At 39.8% G+C, this 25,663-nt stretch carries 24 protein-coding genes; 11 read left to right on the top strand and 13 right to left on the bottom strand.

The features are described from left to right. The first annotated feature begins 21 nt into the window (after positions 1–21). Positions 22–423, top strand: a complete 402-nt coding sequence (locus BM266_RS06400) for a hypothetical protein (RefSeq protein WP_093407353.1) — start codon at positions 22–24, stop codon at positions 421–423. Positions 424–426: 3 nt separating this feature from the next. Here BM266_RS06400 and BM266_RS06395 read toward each other — a convergent pair whose 3' ends face one another. Further along, positions 427–1,041: a MarC family protein gene (locus tag BM266_RS06395; protein WP_093407351.1), complete on the bottom strand. Its 615-nt coding sequence runs from the start codon at positions 1,039–1,041 to the stop codon at positions 427–429. A gap of 107 nt (positions 1,042–1,148) precedes the next feature. Here BM266_RS06395 and BM266_RS06390 point away from each other — a divergent pair, with 107 nt between their 5' ends. Further along, on the top strand, positions 1,149–1,625 hold the full coding sequence (locus tag BM266_RS06390; RefSeq protein ID WP_093407348.1) for a hypothetical protein: 477 nt from the start codon (positions 1,149–1,151) through the stop codon (positions 1,623–1,625). Positions 1,626–1,777: 152 nt separating this feature from the next. On the opposite strand, the gene BM266_RS06385 is transcribed toward BM266_RS06390, so the two are convergent. Next, positions 1,778–5,233 carry a methylmalonyl-CoA mutase family protein gene (locus BM266_RS06385; protein ID WP_093407346.1) on the bottom strand — a complete coding sequence of 1,152 codons (3,456 nt, stop codon included), beginning with the start codon at positions 5,231–5,233 and terminating at the stop codon, positions 1,778–1,780. Between the two features lie 178 nt (positions 5,234–5,411). Here BM266_RS06385 and BM266_RS06375 point away from each other — a divergent pair, with 178 nt between their 5' ends. Both BM266_RS06375 and BM266_RS06370 read left to right on the top strand, forming a co-directional pair. Further along, the gene (locus BM266_RS06375; RefSeq protein WP_093407341.1) at positions 5,412–6,107 is read left to right on the top strand and encodes a DUF4197 domain-containing protein; all 696 of its coding nucleotides are present in this window, start codon (positions 5,412–5,414) and stop codon (positions 6,105–6,107) included. Positions 6,108–6,250: 143 nt separating this feature from the next. Further along, positions 6,251–6,454, top strand: a complete 204-nt coding sequence (locus BM266_RS06370) for a Lacal_2735 family protein (protein ID WP_245760397.1) — start codon at positions 6,251–6,253, stop codon at positions 6,452–6,454. On the opposite strand, the gene BM266_RS06365 is transcribed toward BM266_RS06370, so the two are convergent. The 3 genes from BM266_RS06365 to prfA all read right to left on the bottom strand — a co-directional run bounded on the left by BM266_RS06365 (position 6,451) and on the right by prfA (position 9,217). Continuing rightward, complete coding sequence (locus tag BM266_RS06365) at positions 6,451–7,224, bottom strand: ABC transporter substrate-binding protein (protein ID WP_093407338.1); 774 nt, start codon at positions 7,222–7,224, stop codon at positions 6,451–6,453. The two genes, BM266_RS06370 and BM266_RS06365, sit on opposite strands and share 4 nt — an antisense overlap. Positions 7,225–7,234: 10 nt before the next feature. Beyond that, positions 7,235–8,053 (bottom strand): orotidine-5'-phosphate decarboxylase, encoded by an 819-nt coding sequence (gene pyrF, locus BM266_RS06360; protein ID WP_093407336.1) that lies wholly within the window; start codon positions 8,051–8,053, stop codon positions 7,235–7,237. 87 nt (positions 8,054–8,140) lie between these two features. Next, positions 8,141–9,217, bottom strand: coding sequence for a peptide chain release factor 1 (prfA, locus tag BM266_RS06355; RefSeq protein WP_093407333.1), 1,077 nt, complete (start codon positions 9,215–9,217; stop codon positions 8,141–8,143). 439 nt (positions 9,218–9,656) lie between these two features. Between prfA and BM266_RS06345 the strand changes: the two genes are divergently transcribed. Next, on the top strand, positions 9,657–10,319 hold the full coding sequence (locus BM266_RS06345) for an ATP-binding cassette domain-containing protein (protein WP_093407329.1): 663 nt from the start codon (positions 9,657–9,659) through the stop codon (positions 10,317–10,319). A gap of 4 nt (positions 10,320–10,323) precedes the next feature. On the opposite strand, the gene BM266_RS06340 is transcribed toward BM266_RS06345, so the two are convergent. From BM266_RS06340 to BM266_RS06330, 3 genes are all read right to left on the bottom strand, one after another. Then, positions 10,324–11,505: an AIR synthase related protein gene (locus tag BM266_RS06340; RefSeq protein ID WP_093407326.1), complete on the bottom strand. Its 1,182-nt coding sequence runs from the start codon at positions 11,503–11,505 to the stop codon at positions 10,324–10,326. Positions 11,506–11,642: 137 nt separating this feature from the next. Next, positions 11,643–13,829, bottom strand: coding sequence for a glutamine synthetase III family protein (locus BM266_RS06335; RefSeq protein ID WP_093407323.1), 2,187 nt, complete (start codon positions 13,827–13,829; stop codon positions 11,643–11,645). Between the two features lie 118 nt (positions 13,830–13,947). After that, complete coding sequence (locus tag BM266_RS06330) at positions 13,948–14,895, bottom strand: calcium/sodium antiporter (RefSeq protein WP_093407321.1); 948 nt, start codon at positions 14,893–14,895, stop codon at positions 13,948–13,950. A gap of 147 nt (positions 14,896–15,042) precedes the next feature. Here BM266_RS06330 and BM266_RS06325 point away from each other — a divergent pair, with 147 nt between their 5' ends. From BM266_RS06325 to BM266_RS06315, 3 genes are all read left to right on the top strand, one after another. Continuing rightward, complete coding sequence (locus BM266_RS06325; protein WP_093407318.1) at positions 15,043–15,402, top strand: BlaI/MecI/CopY family transcriptional regulator; 360 nt, start codon at positions 15,043–15,045, stop codon at positions 15,400–15,402. A gap of 2 nt (positions 15,403–15,404) precedes the next feature. Further along, positions 15,405–17,189, top strand: coding sequence for a M56 family metallopeptidase (locus BM266_RS06320; RefSeq protein ID WP_093407316.1), 1,785 nt, complete (start codon positions 15,405–15,407; stop codon positions 17,187–17,189). Positions 17,190–17,284: 95 nt separating this feature from the next. Beyond that, on the top strand, positions 17,285–17,437 hold the full coding sequence (locus tag BM266_RS06315) for an SsrA-binding protein (RefSeq protein ID WP_093407313.1): 153 nt from the start codon (positions 17,285–17,287) through the stop codon (positions 17,435–17,437). On the opposite strand, the gene BM266_RS06310 is transcribed toward BM266_RS06315, so the two are convergent. After that, the gene (locus BM266_RS06310) at positions 17,434–17,949 is read right to left on the bottom strand and encodes an adenine phosphoribosyltransferase (protein ID WP_093407311.1); all 516 of its coding nucleotides are present in this window, start codon (positions 17,947–17,949) and stop codon (positions 17,434–17,436) included. The genes BM266_RS06315 and BM266_RS06310 overlap by 4 nt on opposite strands. A gap of 38 nt (positions 17,950–17,987) precedes the next feature. Then, positions 17,988–18,119, bottom strand: a complete 132-nt coding sequence (locus BM266_RS17480; RefSeq protein WP_262506697.1) for a hypothetical protein — start codon at positions 18,117–18,119, stop codon at positions 17,988–17,990. 66 nt (positions 18,120–18,185) lie between these two features. Here BM266_RS17480 and BM266_RS06305 point away from each other — a divergent pair, with 66 nt between their 5' ends. Further along, positions 18,186–19,460: a Kelch repeat-containing protein gene (locus BM266_RS06305; RefSeq protein WP_093407308.1), complete on the top strand. Its 1,275-nt coding sequence runs from the start codon at positions 18,186–18,188 to the stop codon at positions 19,458–19,460. 96 nt (positions 19,461–19,556) lie between these two features. Then, complete coding sequence (locus BM266_RS06300; RefSeq protein ID WP_093407306.1) at positions 19,557–20,714, top strand: MFS transporter; 1,158 nt, start codon at positions 19,557–19,559, stop codon at positions 20,712–20,714. 10 nt (positions 20,715–20,724) lie between these two features. Here the strand turns inward: BM266_RS06300 and BM266_RS06295 are convergent, their stop codons facing one another. Beyond that, positions 20,725–22,506 (bottom strand): mechanosensitive ion channel family protein, encoded by a 1,782-nt coding sequence (locus BM266_RS06295; protein WP_093407303.1) that lies wholly within the window; start codon positions 22,504–22,506, stop codon positions 20,725–20,727. A gap of 270 nt (positions 22,507–22,776) precedes the next feature. Between BM266_RS06295 and BM266_RS06290 the strand changes: the two genes are divergently transcribed. Continuing rightward, positions 22,777–23,154, top strand: coding sequence for a putative quinol monooxygenase (locus BM266_RS06290; RefSeq protein WP_093407301.1), 378 nt, complete (start codon positions 22,777–22,779; stop codon positions 23,152–23,154). Positions 23,155–23,288: 134 nt separating this feature from the next. Here the strand turns inward: BM266_RS06290 and BM266_RS06285 are convergent, their stop codons facing one another. After that, positions 23,289–24,596: a sugar MFS transporter gene (locus tag BM266_RS06285; protein WP_093407298.1), complete on the bottom strand. Its 1,308-nt coding sequence runs from the start codon at positions 24,594–24,596 to the stop codon at positions 23,289–23,291. Positions 24,597–24,641: 45 nt separating this feature from the next. Next, positions 24,642–25,613 (bottom strand): glycosylasparaginase, encoded by a 972-nt coding sequence (locus BM266_RS06280; RefSeq protein ID WP_093407295.1) that lies wholly within the window; start codon positions 25,611–25,613, stop codon positions 24,642–24,644. Positions 25,614–25,663: the final 50 nt, after the last annotated feature.

Below are 25,663 nucleotides of genomic sequence, written 5' to 3'. Positions count from 1 at the left end.
TTATATTAAAATTGTCAGGTTATGGATTCAGCATTTCCCAATAACACGTACCATCTACCCGTGTACAGAAAAGCCTTAGAGATCTTTAAGATTTCCAGGGCCATGGCCGCCTATTTCTCTGATGATAAACACGTTATTGAAATGGATTTTTCAGCTAATCCCCGGCATTACCAAGCCGGTTCTCTTGTAACTGAATCCTTACAGCTCGCTCCAGGAATTGCTTCGGCAGCCTGTGCTCCTAATTCAGAATCAAGGCTTCAGCGCGTTAAAAATATCAAGGCAGTGGCCAAAAACCTTAAGCACCTTTGTAGAAAACTGGAAGGCTGTGGAGTTAAAGAGGTGGAATTTCTGAACCTACTTCGGAAAGAAATCCATCTTTTTGATAAAATGGTTTCCGACTGGTTCCAAAACCACAAGACTTAGTGCTTATTCGAGGAAAGCTAAATTTATACCCTCAATCAACATGTTGGTTCCGATTATCGCGATAATCAATCCCATAATTTTTTCGATAACAATAATCTTATTCTGGCCTATAAAGCGCACCAGGTAATCGCTGGAAATAAAGGCCAGGTGATTGAGAAGCATTACAAGCCCAAACATAACCACCAAAATAGCCATATCAAGGTAACTGGCTGTGGTGGTATAGTTCATTGCTGTTACAATGGTACCGGGACCTGCCAAAATTGGAATTGCTAATGGTGAGATAGAAATACCTTCGTTAAAATCTATTTCGGTTTGGTTATCAATACTGGATTGCTGCGCTCTTATCATCTCAAAACCAACAAAAAACACCAAAAGTCCTCCGGTGATTTTAAAGGCCGGAATGGTAAGGCCAAAAAATTCGAAAATATATTTTCCCAGAATTATAAAACCGGAAACGATAACAAAGGCGGTGAAGGTTGCTTTTTTAGAAATAAATTTCTTCCGGCTCCTGTCGGCCTGTTTGGTAAGGCTCATAAAGATTGGAATATTTCCCACCGGATTATTAATGGCGAAAAACGCGGTAAAAACTCCTATGGCAAACAACCAGAAATTTTCCATAGTTTTATCCTTTAGACACTTACGAAGTTACAGGTTAATTTTAAGAAGCTGCAAAATTAAGCTGAAATTTAAGAGTGGCAAACTAAAAGACTTAAATTTTGTAAAATATGAATAGAGAATTTGAAAAAATGCCTTTATATAAAAAAGGAATTGAAATCCTTGATCTGGTAGAGCATATTGTACAATTAATTCCGGAGGAAAATGAAATGCTTAAAAGCACCGGGCAGTTCATGATGAGTGATGCAATGAAAATTCCTGTAAAAATAGCCGGGGCTCACGGGGGTGATCTCTACGATTTAAAAATGGAAAATGCCACGATTATCAGAAAAAGTGCCCGGGATATTTATGTTTCCTGCAATCATTTTTTAATAGAAGATTTCAAAGATGTTGATTATCTGGAAATGTTGAGGGCTACCATAGAAGAATTCAGGATTTTGTTTGCTGAATGGGTTAAGACTTTCGATCAATGGAATTACATTATAGACCGCTGGGGTTTATTTAATCCACCCGGCGTTAACTATGACGATAAAGATCCCGATGAGGATATCCCTTTTGAAAATCCTTTTGACGATGATCCCGAGTAAATAAAAAAACCTTGCAGGTTTTAGAAACCTGCAAGGGTTAGATTTTTTTGCATCAACTTCCTCCTCTAAAGATCCCGATATCGCTGCGCTCATCGGGATAAGCAGCCTGTACCTTTTTCTCTGCCTTTCAGTTGAGAAAAAGGGCGATCTGCTTACATATTTCTTCTATACTGCCCGCCGACTTCAAACATCGCCTGGCTGATTTGGCCGAGGGAACAAACTTTAGTGGCCTCCATTAAGACCTCAAAGAGATTTTTGTTATTTACCGCGGCTTCTTTTATCTCATCCAAAGCAGCTTGGGCTGAATCTTCTTTTGCTGTATGCAGTGTTTCTAATGTTTTTATCTGATGTTGCTTTTCTTCTTCAGTAGCTCTTATAACTTCTCCCGGAGTAACTGTTGGCGACCCGGTGGAACTCAAAAATGTATTTACTCCAATAATAGGGAATTCACCGCTGTGCTTCAAAGTCTCGTAATACAAACTCTCTTCCTGGATCTTCCCGCGCTGGTACATGGTTTCCATCGCGCCAAGCACTCCTCCCCTTTCGGTAATACGGTCAAATTCTAAAAGTACCGCTTCTTCAACCAAATCGGTAAGCTCTTCTATTATAAAAGATCCCTGGATTGGGTTTTCATTTTTGGTCAAACCTAGTTCCTTATTTATGATAAGCTGAATAGCCATTGCCCTTCTTACTGAAGCTTCAGTTGGCGTGGTGATTGCTTCATCGTAAGCATTGGTATGCAGCGAATTACAGTTATCGTAAATAGCGTAAAGCGCCTGAAGGGTAGTCCTGATATCGTTAAAATCGATTTCCTGCGCGTGTAGAGACCTTCCAGAAGTCTGGATGTGATATTTCAACATCTGAGCCCTGGAATTAGCACCGTATTTCAATTTTAAAGCCTTAGACCATATCTTTCTGGCAACCCTCCCAATTACCGCGTATTCGGGATCTACTCCGTTGGAAAAGAAAAAGGAAAGATTAGGTCCAAATTTATTGATATCCATTCCCCGGCTCAGGTAATATTCCACGTAGGTGAATCCGTTTGATAGGGTGAAAGCCAGCTGGGTAATTGGGTTGGCTCCTGCTTCGGCGATATGATACCCCGAAATAGAAACCGAATAGAAATTGCGCACTTTCTCTCTGATAAAATATTCCTGCACATCTCCCATTAAACGCAAAGCAAATTCCGTAGAGAAAATACAGGTGTTTTGTGCCTGGTCTTCTTTCAGAATATCGGCCTGCACGGTACCACGCACTACGCTAATAGTTTTTTCCTTTATTTCTGAATAAACTTCCTTGGGAAGAACCTGGTCGCCGGTCAATCCAAGAAGCATAAGCCCAAGGCCATTATTGCCTTCGGGAAGTTCTCCACGATAAACCGGTCTGTCTATATTATTATCGTCGTAAAGCTCTTTAAGTTTCGCTTCAACTTTATCTTGCAGACCATTTTCTTTTATGTATTTTTCACATTGCTGATCGATCGCGGCATTCATAAAGAACCCTAACAGCATAGGAGCCGGACCATTAATCGTCATACTCACAGAGGTATAAGCATCGGCAAGATCGAAACCTGAGTACAATTTCTTCGCATCATCCAGGCAACAGATCGACACCCCTGCATTCCCGATCTTTCCATAGATATCAGGACGATGGTCCGGATCGTTTCCGTAAAGCGTAACCGAATCAAAAGCGGTAGAAAGCCTCTTTGCCGGAAGTCCTAAACTCACATAATGAAAACGCCTGTTCGTACGCTCCGGCCCACCTTCTCCGGCAAACATACGGGTTGGATCTTCTCCCTGACGTTTAAACGGATATAAGCCGGCCGTATATGGAAATTCTCCCGGAACATTTTCTTGCAAACACCATTTTAAAATATCACCCCAGGCCTTGTACTTTGGCAGGGCTACTTTAGGGATTTGAGTATGCGAAAGGGATTCGGTATGTGTATCTATTTTAATCTCTTTGTCACGAACTTTGAAACTGTAAACCGGCTGTCGGTATTTTGTAACCTTTTGTTGCCAGCCCAGGATCGTTTCCCAATGATGAGGATCGAGATCCATCTTAACCCTGTCAAATTCTGCAAACAAAAGTTTGATAAGGTTTTTCTGAGATTCCTCTGTGCCTTCAAGGATCTCGTCCTGCTCAACCCCGTATTTTGTAAGATATTTATCTTGTTCTTTATCCAGTTCCATTCCTGAAACCGATTCTATGGTTTTGAAAATTCCATAGAGCTTTTGGGCTACCTCAGCTTCTTTGGAAGCCTTCTCATCATAAGCCCTGTTATTTTCAGCGATCTCTGAAAGGTAACGGGTTCGTTTTGGCGGAATAATGAAGATCTTTTCGCTCATTTCTGCGGAAACCTCAAAGTCCGATTGAAGTTCAACTTTGGTCTTTTCCACGATCTTGTCCATGATTTCGCGGTAAAGCGTATTCATCCCGGGATCGTTAAACTGAGAAGCAATGGTTCCAAAAACCGGAAGATTATCAGGTTTTTCATCCCAAAGCTGGTGATTGCGTTGATATTGTTTTTTTACATCCCTAAGGGCATCCTGGGCCCCGCGTTTATCGAATTTATTTATCGCCACCAGATCGGCAAAATCAAGCATATCGATTTTCTCCAATTGTGTAGCAGCCCCAAATTCAGGAGTCATTACGTATAATGAAACATCAGAATGATCGAGGATCTCTGTATCGCTTTGTCCAATTCCTGAAGTTTCTAAAATTATCAAATCATATTCTGAAGCTTTTAAAACCTCCACGGCTTCTGCTACGTGTTTGGAAAGTGCCAGGTTAGACTGTCTTGTAGCCAGCGAGCGCATATACACCCGGGAATTGTTGATCGAATTCATCCTGATGCGGTCTCCCAAAAGGGCCCCGCCGGTTTTTCTTTTTGAGGGATCTACGGAAATTATCCCGATATTCTTTTCCGGGAAATCCAACAGAAACCTGCGAACCAGTTCATCAACAAGGCTTGATTTTCCGGCCCCACCGGTACCGGTAATTCCAAGTACAGGAATTTCGCTACTTTCTAATTTCTTTCTTAACGGCTCAAAATGTTGAAGGAAGGAATCGTGTTTATTTTCAGCAAGGGAAATAAGCCTGGCAATGGTATTAACATCTTTATTTTTCAGTAATTCAGAAACAGATTTTTCAGCATCAAGATCGGAATGAGCTTCATCGGCCATCTTCACCATATCATTGATCATTCCCTGAAGACCCATTTCCCTGCCATCATCGGGAGCATAAATCCGGGTAATACCGTAATTCATCAATTCCTTGATCTCTTCGGGAAGGATTACTCCGCCTCCACCACCAAAGATCTTGATGTGGCCCGCGTCTTTCTCCTGCAGCAGATCGAACATATATTTGAAGTATTCGATGTGACCGCCCTGGTAAGAGGTCATTGCGATAGCCTGGGCGTCTTCCTGGATCGCGCAATTCACAACTTCTTCAACACTACGGTCGTGACCCAGGTGGATCACCTCAACACCTGTAGACTGAATGATGCGGCGCATGATATTAATGGCGGCATCGTGCCCGTCAAAAAGGGAGGCTGCGGTTACAATTCTTATTTTATTTTTAGGTTTATATGGGCTCTGTTGTTCCATTTGTAATGATATCGAAATTTAGGTTCCGCAATTTACGAAAATCGCAAAGAAATAAGAGTTGGATTAACGTTTTTCAGAGTTCAGTTATGGAACATCAAAAGCAAAGTTCGAAGCTCTTGAAGTTTTTCCAATATTTTCACCGGAAATTTATTGATACCTTTGAAGCAAAATCCAGATTATGAAGAAGTTTTTTGTCCTGTTAAGTATTTTCAGTTTTTATTCCTGTGCCGAATTGCAACAAATAGCCAGTGAATATCCAATTGGAGTCACCGACACCGAAATAGCCTCCGGCCTGCGCCAGGCACTCGATTACGGCATCGACAAACAAGTCACGAAACTCACCGAAGAAAACGGATTTTACAGTAACGAACTCGTAAGGATTGGTCTTCCCCAGGAATTGCAAAAAGTAGATAAAACCCTGAGAGATGTTGGCCTGGATGCCCTAGCCGATGAAGGCTTAAAGGTACTTAACCGTGCTGCCGAGGAAGCCGTTAAAGAGGCTACACCCATTTTTGTGAATGCTGTAAGAGAGATCAATTTTACCGATGCCCGCAACATTTTACTGGGAAGTGAAAACGCGGCTACAGTGTATCTTACCAATAAAACCGAGACTCCACTCTATAACAGTTTTAACCCGGTTGTAAAGGAATCGTTGGATAAAGTTGGAGCAACTGAAGTTTGGCGCAACATTATTAACCGTTATAATAATTTACCTTTAACCAACAATGTAAATCCGGACCTCGTGGATTATGTCACAAGCGAAGCCCTTGAAGGGGTTTATACCATGATCGCAATAGAGGAAAAGGAAATCAGGGAAAATGTGGCTGCCAGAAGCACTGCCTTACTAAAAAGGGTTTTTTCGCTGCAGGATTAACCTAAACCATTTAATTTCCAGGGTTTACCTTAATTTTTTAACAAACACAGTACTTATAAAAATTATTTTACAATAAGCTTAACCAAAGCTTAGCACAACTTATGGAGGCCTAAATCTATCTTTGTACGCGAAAGGAAGATGGAATGTTTAAGGTTGATGATGCTATGTTTAAGATTTTTGAAACAAGAACAAAAGAGGAATGCATGTGTGATAAGTATAAACAGCTTATGCACCGCTCCTACAAACTTGCATTAACCGATAAGGAAGAAAGTGATCGGTTAAATGATAAGGCAAGAAAAATATTGGACGAACTACACAGAATGGAATATGATAAAATAGACCATTAAAAATTCAGATTTTTAAAATAATCCATGGCCCCTAATAAACGCGAGCCATACCAGCTAAAATACTCCCCGTCCACTAGTTTTATTTCCGCTCCAGTATTTCCAAAAAACTCAATATGCTTTTCAGAAAAAGGATAAGGCTCTGATGACAGTAAGATCAAATCAGGTTTTTTCGCTTTAAGTTCTTCAAGGTTAGTAACCGGATATCTTTCATCTTCAAATACATTTTCAAAATTATTCAACTGCAAAAGAGTATCGATAAAAGTATTTTTTCCGGCCACCATCAGGGGTTTTTTCCAGATCAAATAAGCTGCTTTTTTTGTCGGTTTTCCTTTATTAATTTCCTTTAATGCTGAAATTTTATCCTTTATGGATTTCACCATCGTTTTGGCAAATTCTTCCTTGTTAAATATCTGCCCATACTGAAGCATCATTTCAAAAGCATCATCAATTTCGTTGATATCTGAGACATGAACGGGAGCAATTTTTTCCAGAGCTTCTACTATTTCAGGAGTATTCTCTTCTTTATTGCATAAAATGAGATCGGGCTGTAAATTTTTTATTCTGTCTATATGAACCTGCTTGGTACCACCCACGATCTTTTTAGTGTTCAGAAGATAAATGGGATGCACACAGAATTTGGTGACGCCCACCAGTGTTTCTTCCAGTCCCAGATCTATGAGGAGTTCGGTTTGGCTGGGCACCAAAGACACCACGCGCTGCGGAACTCCATCTAATACGATTTTTCGTTGAAGCTGATCCCACAATTCCATAAAAATATATTTAAAGTTGCCTTAATTCCTCGGCCATCTGTCGTTGAAGTATCTCAGCTTTGGCCCCGGCTATTTCGGCAAAATTAGAAGATTCAGAAGCATAAATGATCTTCCTGGAAGAGTTAACCAAAAGACCTACATTTTTGCTCAAACCATATTTACATACATCTTCCAGTTTTCCACCCTGGGTGCCAACTCCAGGCACCAGCAAAAAGTTTTCGGGAATGATCTTTCTGATCTCAGTGAGAAATTCTGCTTTTGTTGCTCCAATCACATACATTAGTCTATCGGCATTTTCCCAGGTTTGGGACACCCGAATGACTTTTTTATAAAGTTCTTCCCCATCGATTTTTTGGGTCTGAAAATCAAAAGCACCCTCATTCGAAGTTAGGGCCAGAAGAATGGCGTGTTTATTTTCAAATTCAAGAAAGGGTTCCACAGAATCCTTTCCCATATAAGGCGCTACTGTAACCGAATCGAAACCTAAATCCTTTAAAAAGGTCTTGGCGTACATTCGGGAAGTATTTCCTATATCTCCCCGCTTAGCGTCTGCAATACTATAAATCTCGGGGTATTCCTGGTGCAAATAATTTATAGTCTTTTCCAAAGCTTTCCAGCCGTCAATCCCATTAGCTTCATAAAAAGCGATGTTGGGTTTATAGGCCACACAAAACTTATGGGTGGCGTCAATGATCGCTTTATTAAAACTGAAAATAGGGTCCTCTTCAGAAAGCAAATAGGTTGGAATCTTTTCCAGATCAACATCCAGGCCTACACATAAAAAAGATTTTTTCTTCAGTATTTGTTCGGTTAGTTCTTGGTTGGACATTGAAACTGGTTTTTGGGAGGATTTAAATTATTGGTGAATTGTATTGATATTAAAAAAGAGACCTCCGCCTTCGCGGAGGTGACTATTTTAAAATACATCAGAATTTTCCTTGAGCTTTTCGGTGTTTTCCACCAATTGCAGTTCATCGATGATCTTCTGAATATCGCCGTTTATGATATTGCCAAGGTCATAAAGGGTTAAGTTGATACGGTGATCGGTTACCCTTCCCTGGGAATAATTATAAGTTCTAATCTTAGCACTACGGTCTCCGCTGGATACCATAGAATTTCTTTTTGCAGAATCAGCTTCCTGCTTTTTGGCAAGCTCCATTTCGTATAAACGGGAACGAAGTACCCTAAAAGCTTTATCCTTATTCTTATGCTGAGATTTCTGATCCTGACACTGTGCTACCAACCCGGTAGGCTCGTGAGTAAGTCGTACTGCTGAATAGGTGGTGTTCACCGACTGTCCTCCTGGACCTGAGGAACAGAAATAATCTATTCGCACATCCTTAGGATCTATTTCTACATCAAATTCTTCGGCTTCAGGAAGTACCATTACCGTAGCAGCAGAAGTATGAACCCGACCCTGGGTTTCCGTTTGCGGAACACGTTGAACCCGGTGAACTCCGGCTTCAAATTTTAAGGTGCCGTAAACATCTTCACCGGTAACTTCAAAGATTATCTCTTTAAAACCACCGCTGGTTCCTTCGCTAAAATCTACAATATTACTTTTCCAGCCTTTGCTTTCAATGTATTTAGTGTACATCCGGTAAAGGTCTCCGGCAAAAATACTGGCCTCATCCCCACCGGTACCGGCGCGGATTTCCATAACTACGTTTTTGGCATCATCAGGATCTTTTGGCACAAGCATCATTCTAATCTTCTCCTCGAGTTTTGGAAGTTCCTCTTTTGCCTCTTCCAACTGCATTTTAGCCATCTCGGTCATTTCGGCATCACTGCCATCGGCAATGATCTCTTCAGCTTCCTTGATATTATTGGTGAGTTCAAGGTATTTGGTGCGCTCATCCATAAGCGCCTTAAGGTCCTTGTACTCTTTGTTTAATTCTATATATCGTTTCTGATCTGAAATCACATCGGGTTGAATGATAAGATCATTCACCTCATCAAAACGCTGCTTTACTATGTTAAGCTTCTCAATCATATAAATCTAACTGATTTTTAGGAAAGCAAATTTACGATATTTTAGGCGATTTCGGGTAATGGAAAATTTTTAGAAAAACCGCGGTGTTTTTGAAATTGGAAATCCACTCCACCAATTTTTCATAACTTTAGAAACGGTACTAAAACCTCCGGTTTGATTTTAAAAATTAGAGTCTTCTTTATTTTCTACAGGAAATTTCTTTTTCCCAGCCTTATTCTGAATGCATTTCTGGTTTTTATGAAGAATCCGGCAGAGGTTACGCTACTTCTTAAATTTTTTCTTTTTACAGGTTTATTTGCCTGGTTTAGATTTACTCCTGAAGATGATAAGCTGATATTTTTTAGGAATTTTGGAATCAGTCCGCGATTTCTTTTAGCCGGATGTCTTATTGCCGAATTCATTCTTACCGCTGTTTCCTATAAATTTTTTAGACTGCTCTATGGTTTTTGAACTCGAAAATATAGAACTAAATTTTGGAGAAAAAAATATTCTCTACGGGGTCTACTTAAAAACCGAAACCGGAAAAGTAACCGGACTTTTAGGCACAAACGGTTGTGGGAAAACCTCGTTGCTTAAAATTTTCTTCGGAAACCTCACGGCGAATAACCAGCTTATAAGAGTAGATGGAAAAGGTTATCTCAATAGATTTTACCGTACAAAAATGGTGAAATTTCTTTCGCAGAAAAATTATCTACCCTTAAATATTAAATTGAAAAGCCTTTTCAATTTATTTAATATAAACTGGGCTGAATTCGCCGAAATTTTTCCAAAGCTTGCATTACAGAAAAATCACCGAATCGCAGAACTCTCAGGAGGAGAAAAAAGACTGGTAGAAACCTGGTTAATTATAAAGTCAGATGCCAAATTGGTTTTACTTGATGAACCATTCACTCACCTGGATCCGATTTATATGGATATTATTAAACAGGAAATACTTCGGGAAAAGCAATTTAAAGCTTTTGTAATTACTGATCACCTTTATAAGGAAATCCAGGAAATTGCCGATGATTTATACTTTCTAAAAAAGGGCTGCACCAAACTTATCACAAGTCCCCTGCAATTAGAAGAATTAGGATATATAAATCCGGAATTTACCAGTTAGATTTCTATTTGTACTCAAACTTTCCAAACTCACTTTTAATACTGAGTTTTTTTTCTTCGGAAGCTTCCACTCTACCCACAATCTGAGCGTCTACATTGAAGGATTTAGAGATTTCTATTATCTCTGAGGCGATCTCTTCGTCTACATATAGCTCCATCCTGTGGCCCATATTGAACACCTGGTACATCTCTTTCCAGTCGGTTTTGCTTTCCTGCTGAATAAGCTTAAACAATGGCGGCACTTCAAAGAGCTTATCTTTAATAATATGCAGATTTTCAACAAAATGAAGGATCTTGGTTTGTGCGCCTCCACTGCAATGCACCATCCCGTGAATTTCCTTATTGCTGAATTTTGAAAGTATTTTTTTGATGACCGGAGCATAGGTGCGGGTTGGAGAAAGCACCAATTTCCCGGCATCAAGCGGGGCGTCTTCTACTCTATCGGTAAGTTTCTTAGATCCGGAGTAGATCAAATCTTCAGGAATCCCATTATCAAAACTTTCGGGATATTTTTCAGCAAGAATTTTTGAGAAGACATCATGTCGCGCCGAAGTTAAGCCGTTGCTGCCCATTCCGCCGTTATACTCCTTTTCGTAAGTTGCCTGCCCAAAAGAAGAGAGGCCAACAATCACATTTCCTGCTTTTATATTGGCATTATTAATCACCTCACTGCGTTTCATACGGGCAGTTACGGTAGAATCCACGATAATGGTTCTTACCAAATCACCAACATCAGCGGTTTCACCCCCAGTGGAATGAATTTCCACTCCAAATTCCTTAAGATCTTTAAGGAGTTCTTCGGTTCCGTTGATAATTGCGGAAATCACTTCTCCCGGAACCAGGTTCTTATTTCTTCCAATAGTTGAGGAAAGCATAATATTATCGGTAGCACCAACACAAAGTAAATCGTCAATATTCATGATAAGCGCATCCTGGGCGATACCTTTCCAAACCGAAAGATCTCCGGTTTCCTTCCAGTACATATAAGCCAGGGAAGATTTTGTGCCGGCACCATCGGCGTGCATGATGAGACAAAATTCCTCATCTCCGGTAAGATAATCGGGAACTATTTTGCAAAAGGCCTGCGGAAACAAGCCTTTATCTACATTCTTTATAGCATTGTGAACATCTTCCTTTCCTGCCGAAACACCTCTTTGGGCGTAGCGTTTACTGGTTTCCTGGCTCATATTGTTTTGTTGTTGAAGGCCCAAATATAAGGAGATTACCAATTTTAGAACCTCAGAAGCTGACTAATTTTTAGCCATAAAAAAACCACGTACTTCTAAAAGCACGTGGTTTGTTAACAGATGTAACCTAATTTAATTTACTTGGTGAACAGGAGTTCGCGGTATTTGGTTAATGGCCAAAGCTCATCGTCTACCATTAACTCCAGTTTATCACAGTGGTATCGTATCTCATCAAAGAATGGTTTTATCTCATTGCAGTACTCAAAAGCCCGCTTCTCTGGATCTTCGATCTTATTGGCAACTTTCCTTGCCTCAATCATCTCATTCACTTTACTGTTGATATTTGCGATATGCGCCGAGATCTTCTCGATGATATCCAGTTGCTCTCTGGAGTGTTCTTTGAAGCCTTCATTGTAAATGTGCTTAAGACCTTCTACGTTCTCAATAAGTAAATTCTGATAACGAATCGCAGTAGGGATTACATGGTTTCGGGCTATATCACCCAGAATCCTACCTTCAATCTGAATTCTCATAGAGTATTCTTCCAGTTCGATTTCGTGACGCGCTTCAATCTCAACCTTATTCATCACTCCCATTTCTTTGTAAAGATCTATGGTCTTTTTAGAAACCAAAGCTTTTAAAGCTTCCGGGGTAGAGCGATTATTGCTCAAACCACGTTTTCCAGCCTCTTTTTCCCAGGCTTCGCCATATCCATCTCCTTCAAAACGAATTTTCTTGGATTTCTTAATGTACTCTCTCAACACATTGAAGATAGCATCATCTTTTTTCATCTTCTTGGCCTTAATCAGCTCATCAACTTCTTTTTTGAAGTCCTTAAGCTGCTTGGCAACTATAGTATTGAGAACGGTCATTGGGTTCGCACAGTTGGCGGTAGACCCTACTGCCCTGAACTCAAATTTATTGCCGGTGAAAGCAAAAGGTGAGGTTCGGTTCCTGTCGGTATTATCAAGAAGGATCTCAGGGATCTTTCCAACAACATTCAATTTTAGTTCTGTTTTTTCCTGTGGAGAGAGTTTGCCATCGGTTACTTTTTCGAGTTCATCCAGAACTTTGGTAAGTTGGGACCCGATAAAAGTAGAAATAATTGCAGGTGGCGCCTCGTTAGCTCCAAGTCTGTAATCATTGGAAGCGCTGGCGATAGCAGCTCTCAACAATTCTTCATTATCGTGTACCGCTTTAATAGTATTGATGAAGAAGGTTAAAAACTGAAGACTCTTCATCGGTGTAGAACCGGGTCCTAACAGGTTTGTTCCTGTATTGGTACTAAGGGACCAGTTGTTATGTTTTCCACTTCCATTTATGCCGGCGAAAGGCTTTTCATGAAACAGAACTTTAAAATCATGTCTTTCAGCAACCTTAGACATTACATCCATAAGCAGGGAATTGTGGTCTACTGCAAGATTGGCTTCCTCAAAAATAGGTGCCAGCTCAAACTGGTTGGGTGCAACCTCGTTATGACGCGTCTTTACCGGAATTCCCAGTTTCATACACTCTATCTCCAAATCTTTCATAAAGGAAAGTACCCGTGTTGGAATAGAACCAAAATAATGATCGTCCAACTGCTGACCTTTTGCCGGAGAGTGTCCTAAAAGAGTACGTCCTGCCAGTTGTAGGTCGGGTCTTGTATTGGCGAGGGCGGAATCAATGAGAAAATATTCCTGTTCCCAACCCAGGGTAGCTTGTACCTTGGTTACATTCTTGTCAAAATATTTAGCAACTTTTGTGGCCGCATTGTCTACCGCTTGTAAGGCACGAAGCAATGGAGTTTTATAATCTAAAGCTTCCCCGGTATAACTCACAAAAATAGTAGGAATACAAAGGGTAGTTCCCCAAATAAAAGCAGGAGAAGTTGGATCCCATGCGGTATATCCACGGGCTTCAAAGGTATTTCTAATACCTCCACTAGGGAAACTGGAAGCATCAGGTTCTTGTTGAACTAATTGCCCGCCTCCAAATTTTTCTATTGCACTGGTTGGCCCTACGGTATCAAAAAAGGCATCGTGCTTTTCGGCGGTAGTTCCTGTAAGTGGCTGAAACCAGTGGGTATAATGAGTTACTCCTTTGGAGATAGCCCATTCTTTCATTCCTGTTGAAATATGATCGGAAACATTCCGACTTATTTTTGCCCCTGTTTCTATAGCATCTTTCACATTCTGGTAAGCTTCTTTGGTAAGAAACTGACGCATTATATCTTCATGAAAAACATTGGTCGCGAAGATTTCAGATCTTCTTGCAGGCTCTTCCACCTTTACCGGTTTCCGGTTAAAAGTTTGTTTAATGGCTTCAAATCGTAAAGTTGACATATTGTGCTGTTTGAATTTTAAATTTCAGCACCAAATGTAGTTATTTTTAAAATACCCCCTCCAAAAAATAGGGGTCAAGATGTAATTTTTTAACTTTTATCAATATATCCCCCTAATTTTATCCCAAAAATGCAAGACCGATAAAAATCACATATCCTACAAACAATATCATACCTTTATATCGGCTTAAAAGATATTTTTTTGGAAGAAATGCTAAGGGAACTAGAACAAAAGAGAAAGCGATCATCCAGAAAATATCGCTTGTCAGGATTTTATCAGACTGTAGATAAATAGGCTGAATTAATGCCGTAATCCCCAAAACCGAGGCGATATTGAAAATATTAGAACCAATGAGGTTCCCCAGGGAAATTGCTTTTTCCTTCTTTAAAGCAGCAATCACCGATGCCGCAAGTTCAGGAACACTGGTTCCAATGGCGATCATAGTCACCGAGATAACACGTTCACTTACTCCTAAGGTTGTTGCAAGATCGACCGCGCCGCTAACCAATAATTCTGAACCACCCCACAGTGTACCGCCACCAATTAAAAGCCAGATGATCATTTTGAAATTCGTGGTTTCCTTAAGGGAATCATCAATCCCTTCCACTGGCAATTCAGCTTTCTTCCTCGAGCGATAGATAAGAACGATGAGATATATCACCAGGGCAATAAGCAGGGCCAGCCCTTCCAGGCGGGAAATGTTTTCACCAGACTTCAGAAAGTAATAAAGTGCAAAAGAGAAAAGCATCATCACCGGCCAGTTGAAGCGATAAAACTCTCTGTCTACAGCAAGGGATGATATAATAGCCGTGATTCCCAGTACCAGGCCAATGTTTGCAATATTGGAACCAATAACATTACCCAGGGAAATATCTGAAAACCCTTCAAGGGCCGCCTGCAGACTCACGATTAATTCAGGTGCAGAAGTGGCGAAAGATACGACCGTAAGTCCGATCACCATGCGTGAGACACTTAATTTAAAAGATAAGGCTACTGCCGCTCTAACCAAAAACTCACCTCCTACAACTAAAAGCGCCAGTCCTATTAAAATGAATAGTATACTCATCAATATTTTTTTTTGCGAAGATAAAAGAAGTAAGCCGCTATGGGAAATCTAATTTTAAATTAATAACTATTTTTATAGTTTACTAACTATTTTTTTCGTTACATTTGAAAAACCAAATTCTAATTTTTTTATTAATTACGTGGTAGTATGGAGAAATTAACCAACAAGGAAGAAGAGATAATGCGTACTCTATGGAGGCTCGAAAAAGCTTTTGTAAAAGAGATCCTTCCTGAGATAAAGGACCAAAATCTGCATTATAATACGGTTTCAACGATTGTAAGGAAGCTGGAGGAAAAAGGCTTTGTAGCCCACGAAGCTTTTGGAAAAACCCACAGGTATTATCCCATTATCTCTAAAGAAGAATACCGCAAACATTTCATGAACCTGGCGACAAAAAGATTTTTTGACAACTCCTTTAAAAGCGTGGTGAGTTCCTTTGCCAGGGAAGAAAAAATCAGTGCAAAAGAGCTACGGGAAATCCTGGAAATTATCGAAAAGAATAAATAGCCATGGAAGAATTTTTAATTTACCTTTTGAAAAGTACTGCTCTTTTAAGCTTGTTTTACCTTGTTTATGTGCTTTTACTAAAAAAAGACACCGATTTTGTGGCTAATAGAAAATTTCTTTTTGGAGGTATAGTTGCCGCTGCTATATTGCCCGCCATAACTTTTACCAGAAAAATCTGGGTAGAACCTGTGTCAAATTATACTGCCACAGGAATTACTGAAACTTCCGTTAACGAAGCTTCTCCAATTTTTAATATATGGGAGTTTGCAGGTTGGATTTATATGATAGTCACCCTTATTTTGTTGTTAAGGCTCGGTTTCCAGTTGATTTCTGTCATAAAGCTTATTTCAGCCCATCCAATTCAAAGAAACCAAAGTTATTATCTTATTGAAACCACAAAAGACTTTCCCCCATTTTCATTTTTCTGGTTTATCATTTACAATCCTGACGCTCATTCTAAAAAAGAGCTGGATTTAATTCTTTGCCACGAAAAGGTTCATGCGCGCCAAAAGCATTCTATAGATGTACTTTTTGCAAATCTCACCACTGCCCTACTCTGGTTCAATCCCTTAAGCTGGTTTTACAAAAAAAGCATTGAACAAAACCTGGAATTTATCGCAGACAAAGAAACAGTGGCAGCTTCAGGAGAAAAAACAGCCTATCAACGTACGCTTGTAAAAATAACGGCCAGAAATTTTCCACCGCCGCTTACTAATCAGTTTTATCAATCATTAATCAAAAAACGAATCCTTATGTTAAACAAAAATCAGAAATCTAACCAGCAACCATGGAAAATGATGCTGTTATTCCCGCTCATTTTAGCCTTTATGCTTTCTTTTAATGTAAAGACAGAAGCAAGAATATTAAAATCCGGAGACAATAAATACAGCTCAATTTCTGAAGAAGATCAGCAAATTTTAGAGGCCCATTTTTCAGAAAAAACTACTGAAAAGGATTTGGAAAAATACAAAAAAGCTTTTGCTGAAAAAAATGTAAAACTAGACTGGGATCAGGTTCTGTTCTCAGAAAATAAATTAAAAAAAATCCATATCACTTACACGCTTGAAACCGGTGATTCCCGTAGTTTCAAATCGGAAACCGATGAAAACAATCACTTAATTCCTTTTAAGATCGGTGCTAAATTTCATGAAAATGCTAAAGTAGCTTTTATTGCTATAGGTAATAAAAAACCAGGGCAAAAAACGGAAGAACAATTGGTGAAAAAAGTTGTTAAGCCTGACAGTGAACAAAACTTACCCCAGAACCTTGTGTACATGATCGATGGCAAAGAAGTGGAAAAAGAAGTTTTAGACAAGCTTGATCCCGAATTGATAGCTGAAATCAATGTGCTAAAAGATAAAAAGGCCATAGAAGAAGTAGGGAAAAAAGGTAAGAACGGCGTAATCATGGTTAAGACAAAAAAGAGACAGGAGACCAATGTTGAGAATAAAAGCCAGGGAGCTATAGAAAGAACAAAGGTCAAGATAAGGGAACTTGATAAAAAGGACGTTTTACCGATATCTGCCGATTCTCTAATCGCTTTTCAACCCACTAAAATTGAAACAACTAAAACTGGAATAAGAAATCCACAGCCAAACTTCCAGTCAGATAAAACCGCGCAACCAATGGTAATAGTTGAAGGTGAGGAAAAGGACATGGAATACCTAAAAAGATCGATTCAGCCCACAGATATAAAGTCTATGAACGTTATAAGGGGTTCCGCAGCGATTGAAAAATATGGCAAAAAAGCAGCAGGAGGAGCCATTGAAGTGAAATTAAAAGAATAAGATAAAAACAATTCCCTTTATAAGGCCCTGGATGTTACCGGGGCTTTTCCTATTCCTTGAATTTCAATACCTTTGGGTAAAACCAACCGGAACTAATGAAAAAGAAATTCTTCAAATTACTCTCTCGTTTCAACAAGAAAGTTTTACCGAGCTACTCAAAAAAGCAACTCGACCTGCAAAAAGCCAGTAAAGTACAGATGGCGATTATTGGCTGGAAGCTCTGGGTCACGAAGAATGCTCTTGATTAATACTTAAGCAGAGATTCCACCTGATAATTCTTCAATTTATCCCGACCTTTCAAAAAGCCTATTTCTACAAGGAAATTACATTGAATGATCTCTCCTCCTAGTTTTTCCACCAGGTTGCAGGCAGCGAGCGCTGTCCCGCCTGTGGCCAGAACATCGTCGTGCACCAATACCTTCTCCCCTTTTTCAATCGCATCCTGATGGATCTCCAGGGAATCGGTGCCGTACTCCAGTTCGTAAGCTTCGGTGTGGGTTTTATAAGGTAGTTTCCCCGGTTTCCGAATTGGGATAAACCCGGCATTGAGTTTTTCGGCTAAAAGCGTTGCGAAAAAAAATCCGCGGGATTCCACCCCAATAACTTTATCTATTTTTTCCCCTTTTAGGTTTTCAATGAAAGTTTTAACCGCAAAGCGCATCGCCTCGGGACTTTGAAGCATTGGGGAAATATCTTTATATACTACCCCTTTTTTAGGAAAATCGGGGATGTCTCTTATGTACTGATCAAGATTTATCATAATCGCAAGATAAGAAACCTCCCTAACTAGAGGAAAGCCTATTTGTTCATTTTTTCAGCTTCCTTTTCCAGCTTTTTTACGTTGGTTGGATACGGATTTTCTTTCAGTGTTTTGGCAAGATGCACCAGATTATGAGTCATAAACAACATCATATTAAAATTAGCAGCCAAAGCCACTTAAAAAGGCTTAGACTTATGTTATAAATTAGCTAACTTTCGGCTAAATAATCTTAAGATATGAAGCTTCTCTATTTTTGTTTTTGCCTTTTGTTTATCACCCCGGCTTTAGCTCAAAACTGGAAAGGACTACCCGCTAAAAATCACGCTTTAAACAGGCACGAAAATGCTTTTGTTCAAGTTGGGGACGAATTATTTCTTATTGGGGGGAGAGGTGAAAAGCCGGTGAACCGCTACAATATACAATCAGCGAAATGGTCGGAGACCTCAAAACCGCCCCTGGAAATTCATCATTTTCAGGCTGTAGCTTTAGACGGATTAGTTTACGTTATTGGGGCTTTTACCGGAGGCTGGCCTTATGAAACTCCGGTAGGCAATATCCTGATTTACGACCCAAAAGAAGATCTATGGAGTATTGGGCCTGAAATTCCTAAAGATCGCCAACGCGGTGCTGCCGGTGTAAGTGTTTACCAAAACAAAATATACGTTACAAACGGAATTATTAATGGCCACAGCTCGGGATGGGTAAATTGGTTTGATGAATATGATCCGTATTCCAATACCTGGAAAACTTTACCTGATTCGCCAAGAGCAAGAGACCATTTTCAATCGCTTGTGGTAGATGATAAACTTTTTGTTGCCGGTGGAAGAAGATCAGGTAGTGTTCCCGATAATGGGTTTGCCGGCACGGTAAAGCAAACCGATATCTACGATTTTAAAACAGGAGAATGGAACACTTTTGAAGATATTCCCACTCCCAGGGCGGGAACTGCTACAGCTATTCTTGATAATAAACCGGTGATTCTTGGCGGGGAAAGTGAAAAGCAGGAATCCGCTCATAGCGAAGTAGAACAATTTGACCTTGAAACCAAAACCTGGACCTCTTTACCGGATATGCAATTTGGGAGGCACGGCACCCAGGCAATTTCTTTAAATAATAGTATAATTATTGGAGCAGGAAGTGGAAATCGCGGCGGTGGCCCCGAATTGGATAATTTTGAAATATTTTCTTCGGAAGAGAAGGTTTCTTTTGAAGCAGACTCTATCCTACCAGGTAAATTAATAGTCTCAGCAGATAATATTGATTTTAAGAATTCTTCAGAAGTAATAACTATTAAAAACACAGGCGGTAATCAAGCGATTTTAATAAGCTACCTTCAAATCGATACCCCTGAAATCTTTGAAATAACCAACAAAGAAAATCTGCCCAACATAATTGCTCCCAACTCCAGTTTCGATATTGAAATAAATGCTTCTAAAGCAGGAGAAGGCAATTTATTGATCAAACCCGCAGGAAAATCTGCTCCCTTGTTGATCAAGTTAAAACGCAAATAAGCATCAAAAAAGGGTAGAACTTTAGCAGAAAATAATCCAATCATAAAATTTTCTATTTAAGAAAATAGCAGAGATATTTGCTGCTTGAAATCACTTATGGAAAGCAGGAAGAAACAACGTATCGCATTAAGCACCTATTTTTTTATTTCGGGGTTTTTCTTTTCGACCTGGGCATCCCGCATCCCCAGTCTGAAGACATTCTTTGACCTGAATGAGGCTGAACTGGGAAATTTGCTTATCACAATGCCGGTAAGTTCTATGATAGGTTTACCAATTTCTGGTTGGCTTGTATCCAGGTTCGAGAGCCGATTGCCATTGCTGGCCTCCTTCGCTTTACTGGCATTGGGACTGCTGGGAATTGGTTTTACAGATAATATGTTTATGCTGGTGATATCGATCTCCGTCTTCGCTTTTGCGATGCGTATTTTCAATATCGCCATTAACACTCAATCCCTAAGCCTTCAGAAAAAATTTGACCGAAAGATAATAGGATCTTTTCACGGCTTATGGAGCACCGGCGGAGTTGCCGGGGTTGCGGTTTCCACTTTAATGATAAAACTGGAAATACCTATGTTTTATCATATCCTGATGGTAGCTATTACAGGGACTCTGGCGGCAGCCGTGAGTTTTTCCTTTCTGCTGAAAAAGGACAGATCTACGATAGGAAATAAATTAAGACTGGGAAAACCCGATAAATTTATACTCTATCTGGGCTTACTGGTTTTTTTCGCGGCATTATGCGAAGGCGGAATGTTTGACTGGAGTGGCGTATACTTCAGGGATGTTGTGAACGAGGATATTTTCACACTGGGCTACCTCATCTTTATGATCTTTATGGCGCTTTCCAGATTTTATTCAGATAAGATAATGGAACGGCTAGGAATGCAAAAAACCTATATTGTAAGTTCAGTGTTTATCATTTCAGGAGTTTTATTGATGACCATTTTCCCCAATTTTTGGGCGGCTCTGGTGGGATTTTGCCTGGTAGGCCTCGGCGTGGCTGCTGTTGTCCCAATGACCTTTTTACTTGCCGGTTCTTCGGAAAAATATTCTCCCGGAATGGCTATTTCCATAGTGACAACTTACGCTATCGCGGGGATGTTACTGGGTCCACCCCTTGTTGGTTATATTGCTCATCTTTTTAATCTGAGAGTTTCCTTTGGCCTCTTCCTAATTGCCGGATTAATGCTGATTCCTATCTCGAAACGAGTCTTAAAATACAGGGAATTTCAGGGTACTTCTGAAGAAACTTAATGGATTCAACTCAATTTTCCGGTGATTCTTTTCGGGCCACTGATCCTTTAGGCGGATAATCGAGCGACGATCGCAGCGATTCGATCTGCTCTTCACTGTATTTAGGAATGGGCATTTCGCCTTTTTCCCGCCATTTTTTCACCTGGTTTTCTGCAATTTCTCCTTTTTCTTTGGAGAGCCCCTCATCTTTGGCAAAATAAAGTGTTTGAGAAGGAAAGGCGAAATCGGTACCACTGCGTTCTACCACGTCCATCATTAAGAGCATGAGGTCTTCTTTAATTTCCAAAAACTCGTTATAATCTAAGGCGTTTAAATAAGCAAAAATCTCAATATCCAGGGAGCTGGACCCAAAACCAATAAATCTAATTCGGGCAGGATCTTCAAAAACCTTGGGGTGAGCATACAGAACCTTCCGTAATTCTGCCAGGAGAAACCTCAGCTGGTCGGGACTGGTTTCATAACGGAAGTTAATAATGCTATGAAACCGAAATTTATCACGATGAGCATAATTCTCAATAGTATCAGATGAAAAGGCGCCATTGGGAATGGTCACCAGGGTACGATCCAGTGTACGGATTCGGGTAGATCTCACTCCTATTTTCTCTACAGTTCCTAAAATCTCTCCTACGCGGCAAAAATCGCCTACCCGTATTGGCCTGTCGGCGATAAGGGTAACACTCCCTACGAAGTTTTCAATTGTTTTTTGGGCTCCCAGGGCAAGAGCTATACCTCCAATCCCCAGTGCTGCAAGCCCAGCGGTAACATTAATCCCCAGTATTCCTAAAATTGCAATAACTCCAAAGATCACTATGGCTATTTTTACAGCTCTCTGCAGAAACAAGACTATTGAGACCCCGGAAGGATTTCCTCTTAGAATCATCTTTTGTTGAGAATACTTTCCCAGGAAATCAGATAAGCGCCATAAGAGTATAAGTAAGGCCGCTATGCCAATAATGATGATGAGCACACTGAATTTCTGTCTTATTATAATAGATAATCCCAGGTTTCGAGAGAAAATCACGAAGATCCAAACCGCAGCATAAAGCATTAAGGGCAATTTAAGAGCCCCGATAATCCCTGAAACCGGATCTTCTTTGGCAGCTTTCAATAGTCTGGGAAGGAGAAAAGTGATAAAACTTATAAGGCTCCAGGCCAGAGCATAGCTCAAAAAGATAAGTAGCACGGCGATTATCCATTGCCCGGCAGGCACCCCTCCCCAAATACGATTCTGTAAAAATTCTGGCATTATACGGTTAACAAGAGCCCTTCGGTCCAGCGTTAACGAAGCGATCTGACTTAAACTTTCTTCTGAAAACAACCATACAGGATTAGCATTTTCGTCCCTTGTTTGAACCAGAAGGATGTCTATAACCTCTCCATCGGCAGAAATGCTCCCAATCCTGTCTGTATCCTGATCCAGGTTGTCATCGGTGCGTCCCTCCGGATTTTTACTGATGAGAGAATAAGGCAGAATATCCCCTCCCTGGTCGAGCAGCCTTAGCAAAACCTGCACAATTTCCTCGCGTTTCTCTTGATTTGAAATACTGGAAAGTTCAAGGTATCTGGCAGCCCGTGAATAATTTTGGCCAGCCATAGCATCAATAAACCCCGTTACCGTTCCTCGTGGGCTTCTACGACCCAACGGATCTTCCGGAATTTTTTCCTCTTTATCTTCCTTTTCAGCCGGAGCCCCCAGAATTTGAGCCTCAGCATTAAAAGGCAGAAAAAGACATACCAACAGTAAAAGAAGTAATGATCTAAAATGTGGGATTCTGAAATTGAGTTTATGCATGGAACAGCTAAATTGGGTATACTAAATCTTTTCCCAAGATAAGAATTTAGTGAGTAATAGAAGTAAGAGGGCCAAAAGGAGATAATAAAAACACCCAAATTGATTTCCAATTACCAGGAAAGTGGGATTTGAGTTGAGTTAAATTATAAAATTCTGGTCTTAGAATGTTTTAGAATATATTGTTGTTTTTTTCAGGAAATATTGAACCCCTCATTATTTCAGTAGAAAGCTGTATTTTTGATAGATACATCCAATTAAAATATCATAGTTATGAAAAAAAATATTCTCTTATTATTTATAAGCCTAATTGTGCTAGGTTTTACTTCCTGTAACAAAGAAGAGGGCGAAGAAGTTATCGTCCTGGTTAAATACAAAACCCTTCCCAATAAGAATATAGACGCCCTGGCAAGTATGGAACGCCTCATAGAAAATGTTGAGAAGGAAGACCATTTCGTTCAGATCAAACTTCACGTAGACAAAAACGATAATTCTAATATTATGCTCTACGAGGTATGGAACGACGAAGACTACTATAAGAATGAGCACATGGAAACGGAACACCTCAAACAGTTTAAAACTGAATCCCAGGCCTTTCTTGCCGGGCCACCTGAAATTTCTTACTGGAAAGAGCATTCGGTGTATGAGTAAGGAATTTTCAGGCAGTTTTATCTATCACATTGCAAATAAATTATTATTTCTGCTAAGATATCATTAGAGACACTTTGAATTTCTTTCATATCAATGGATAATAATTGTCATAACCCAGGCTATCAAGACCTGTTCTAAGTCAACACCATTTTCCTTTTATTTCTGAAGGCATAGAAGAGAATGTAGGCATAGCAGCATATTATTAAAATAAATGCAATATTAAAATTAAAAGAATCTGTTAAAAATCCATAGGCCGGGGGAATAATCGCCCCGCCTACAATCATCGTACATAGAATTCCTGAGCCCTGTGCTCTATCGTCCCCTAAACCTTTCAGGGCGAGGCTAAAAATTGTGGGAAACATAATCGAGTTAAAAAATCCAACCGCTATAATAGCCCACATTGCGGGAAGACCAACCAGGGTAATCGATACTAAAATCATAACAATCGCCCCCAGGGCAAAAAAACTTAGTACTCTGGCAGGATTAAAAATTGTTGTGAGATAAGAACCAATAAAACGGCCTACCATAGCACCTGTCCAGTAAAAGCTAACAAAAACACCTACTACTGCCATATCACTGGAAGCTGTTACTCCACTAGTCAGGATCCACCCTGCAATTGTTCGCATAAAGGAAGTCGTCCGTACCGTTTCAGCGAGGTCGAGGTTTAAAAAATAATTCACCATATAACTTCCCAAAGAAACTTCGGCGCCAACATAGCAAAAGATCCCTATTGCCCCTAAGATTAGATTTGGATTCTTCAGCACTTTTCTGTAGTCATTTGAATCCTCTTTATCACTAACTTTTGGCAGATCTACAAAAAAGAAAATCAGGGCAATTATGGCTATAAAAGCCGCGATCCCAAGAAATGGTAATTGTACCGCTGATGCTTCAGCGATATAATAAGTTTTTTGGGATATTGAATCTAAAACCTGGATTTCAGCAGTGCTTTTCACTCTATCCTGTAGAATAAATAAGGCGCCTAAAGCAGGAGCAATGGCAGTTCCAAGCGAATTAAAGGCCTGTGAGAGATTTAAACGGCTGGAAGCTGTTTCTTCCGGCCCTAAAACAGTAACATACGGATTAGCGGCAACCTGCAGGATGGTGATTCCAGCGGCAAGAGTAAAATAACCTAACATAAAAATACCGAAAATACGATAAGAGGCGGCAGGATAAAAAAGAAGACAACCTAATGCCATTGTGCTTAAACCAAGAATAATACCCTTTTTATAACCAATTTTTGAAAGAATATAACCTGACGGAATAGAGAGTAAGAAAAAAGCACCAAAAAATGCAAACTGTACCATTCCCGACTGAAAATAGGTTAGATCAAAGACCTCTCTTAACCTTGGAATTAGGGAATCGACTAATACGGTTATAAAACCCCAAAGGAAAAATAATGCCGTTAAGAAGATAAAGGCAGTTTTGTATTTTTTAGTCTTCATAAAAACAGGAGTTAAGCTTTCACACTTGGATCTAGTATAATTTTTTTATAAAAGGGATTTGCTGCTAATATTCTCATTTATAGTCTTAGCATATTTCATAAATGTAAAACCTTGATGAATGCAGAAACTCCCAACCTCGCCTTTTTTGTTCAAAGCAAGAAAAGCCACCTGAAAATCATTATAGCTGGGATTTTTGGAGATTAAACGTTGCATAGCAATTTCACATGATTCCTGAGGGGACTTGCCTTGTCTCATTAACTCAACGATAAGAAAGCTGCTTACATTCTTCATTATTTCTTCGCCCAAACCGGTGGCAACAGCACCGCCAACTTCATTATCTACAAACAATCCGGAACCTATGATTGGCGAATCCCCAACTCTACCATGCATTTTATAAGCTAAACCGGAAGTTGTACATGCTCCTGCCATATCTCCATTTTGGTCTAAACACAACATTCCAATCGTATCGTGATTTTCAATATTAATAATGGGCTTATAATCTTTATGCTCTAACCATTCCTCCCATTTTTCCCTGGATTCAGGACTTAGAAGATTTTTAGGTTTAAAACCATTATTTATAGCAAAGCTATAAGCTCCTTTCCCTACAAGCATTTTATGGGGAGTCCTCTCCATAATTTTTCTTGCAACAGAAATTGGATGCTCTATATTCTGCAGAAAAGCTACACTACCACAGTCCCCATCGGGGCCCATTATACTGGCATCGAGGGTAACAAAACCATCTCTGTCTGGCGTCCCACCGTTTCCTACGGTATGGTTTTTAATATTTTTTTCTTCCACACGAACACCTTGCTCAACTGCATCTAAAGCCGAAGTTTTATTATCCAGTAATTTTCCGGCTTTTTTGTTAGCTTCGTGAAAATTCCAGGTGGTTATACAAACAGGCTTAAAAGCAGGAGCAATAAATTCTTCTAGAGAATTTATTGAATAAGAAGTAGGCATTACTGAAAGTCCTAAACCTGTTAAGCCAGTCTTTCTTATGAAATTTCTTCTTTTCATAATTGAATTGAGTTTTAGTTTTAGAAAATATAAGGGGTCATCTTTCTTAA

Source organism: Salegentibacter flavus (assembly GCF_900115145.1).
GTDB classification, from domain to species: Bacteria; Bacteroidota; Bacteroidia; order Flavobacteriales; family Flavobacteriaceae; genus Salegentibacter; species Salegentibacter flavus.
This window is presented reverse-complemented; position numbering and strand designations above follow the sequence as displayed.

Excerpts from the sequence above, each read along its gene's own strand:
- BM266_RS06345 (WP_093407329.1), top strand. The coding sequence starts at position 9,657 with ATGGTTTTTGAACTCGAAAATATAGAACTAAATTTTGGAGAAAAAAAT.
- BM266_RS06300 (WP_093407306.1), top strand. The coding sequence starts at position 19,557 with ATGGAAAGCAGGAAGAAACAACGTATCGCATTAAGCACCTATTTTTTT.
- BM266_RS06340 (WP_093407326.1), bottom strand. The coding sequence starts at position 11,505 with ATGAGCCAGGAAACCAGTAAACGCTACGCCCAAAGAGGTGTTTCGGCA.
- BM266_RS06400 (WP_093407353.1), top strand. The coding sequence starts at position 22 with ATGGATTCAGCATTTCCCAATAACACGTACCATCTACCCGTGTACAGA.
- BM266_RS06365 (WP_093407338.1), bottom strand. The coding sequence starts at position 7,224 with ATGGAATTGTGGGATCAGCTTCAACGAAAAATCGTATTAGATGGAGTT.
- BM266_RS06330 (WP_093407321.1), bottom strand. The coding sequence starts at position 14,895 with ATGAGTATACTATTCATTTTAATAGGACTGGCGCTTTTAGTTGTAGGA.
- BM266_RS06370 (WP_245760397.1), top strand. The coding sequence starts at position 6,251 with ATGTTTAAGGTTGATGATGCTATGTTTAAGATTTTTGAAACAAGAACA.
- BM266_RS06315 (WP_093407313.1), top strand. The coding sequence starts at position 17,285 with ATGAAAAAGAAATTCTTCAAATTACTCTCTCGTTTCAACAAGAAAGTT.
- BM266_RS06280 (WP_093407295.1), bottom strand. The coding sequence starts at position 25,613 with ATGAAAAGAAGAAATTTCATAAGAAAGACTGGCTTAACAGGTTTAGGA.
- BM266_RS06390 (WP_093407348.1), top strand. The coding sequence starts at position 1,149 with ATGAATAGAGAATTTGAAAAAATGCCTTTATATAAAAAAGGAATTGAA.
- BM266_RS06285 (WP_093407298.1), bottom strand. The coding sequence starts at position 24,596 with ATGAAGACTAAAAAATACAAAACTGCCTTTATCTTCTTAACGGCATTA.
- BM266_RS06395 (WP_093407351.1), bottom strand. The coding sequence starts at position 1,041 with ATGGAAAATTTCTGGTTGTTTGCCATAGGAGTTTTTACCGCGTTTTTC.
- BM266_RS06290 (WP_093407301.1), top strand. The coding sequence starts at position 22,777 with ATGAAAAAAAATATTCTCTTATTATTTATAAGCCTAATTGTGCTAGGT.
- BM266_RS06375 (WP_093407341.1), top strand. The coding sequence starts at position 5,412 with ATGAAGAAGTTTTTTGTCCTGTTAAGTATTTTCAGTTTTTATTCCTGT.
- BM266_RS06385 (WP_093407346.1), bottom strand. The coding sequence starts at position 5,233 with ATGGAACAACAGAGCCCATATAAACCTAAAAATAAAATAAGAATTGTA.
- BM266_RS06310 (WP_093407311.1), bottom strand. The coding sequence starts at position 17,949 with ATGATAAATCTTGATCAGTACATAAGAGACATCCCCGATTTTCCTAAA.
- BM266_RS06325 (WP_093407318.1), top strand. The coding sequence starts at position 15,043 with ATGGAGAAATTAACCAACAAGGAAGAAGAGATAATGCGTACTCTATGG.
- pyrF (WP_093407336.1), bottom strand. The coding sequence starts at position 8,053 with ATGTCCAACCAAGAACTAACCGAACAAATACTGAAGAAAAAATCTTTT.
- prfA (WP_093407333.1), bottom strand. The coding sequence starts at position 9,217 with ATGATTGAGAAGCTTAACATAGTAAAGCAGCGTTTTGATGAGGTGAAT.
- BM266_RS06320 (WP_093407316.1), top strand. The coding sequence starts at position 15,405 with ATGGAAGAATTTTTAATTTACCTTTTGAAAAGTACTGCTCTTTTAAGC.
- BM266_RS06305 (WP_093407308.1), top strand. The coding sequence starts at position 18,186 with ATGAAGCTTCTCTATTTTTGTTTTTGCCTTTTGTTTATCACCCCGGCT.
- BM266_RS06295 (WP_093407303.1), bottom strand. The coding sequence starts at position 22,506 with ATGCATAAACTCAATTTCAGAATCCCACATTTTAGATCATTACTTCTT.
- BM266_RS06335 (WP_093407323.1), bottom strand. The coding sequence starts at position 13,829 with ATGTCAACTTTACGATTTGAAGCCATTAAACAAACTTTTAACCGGAAA.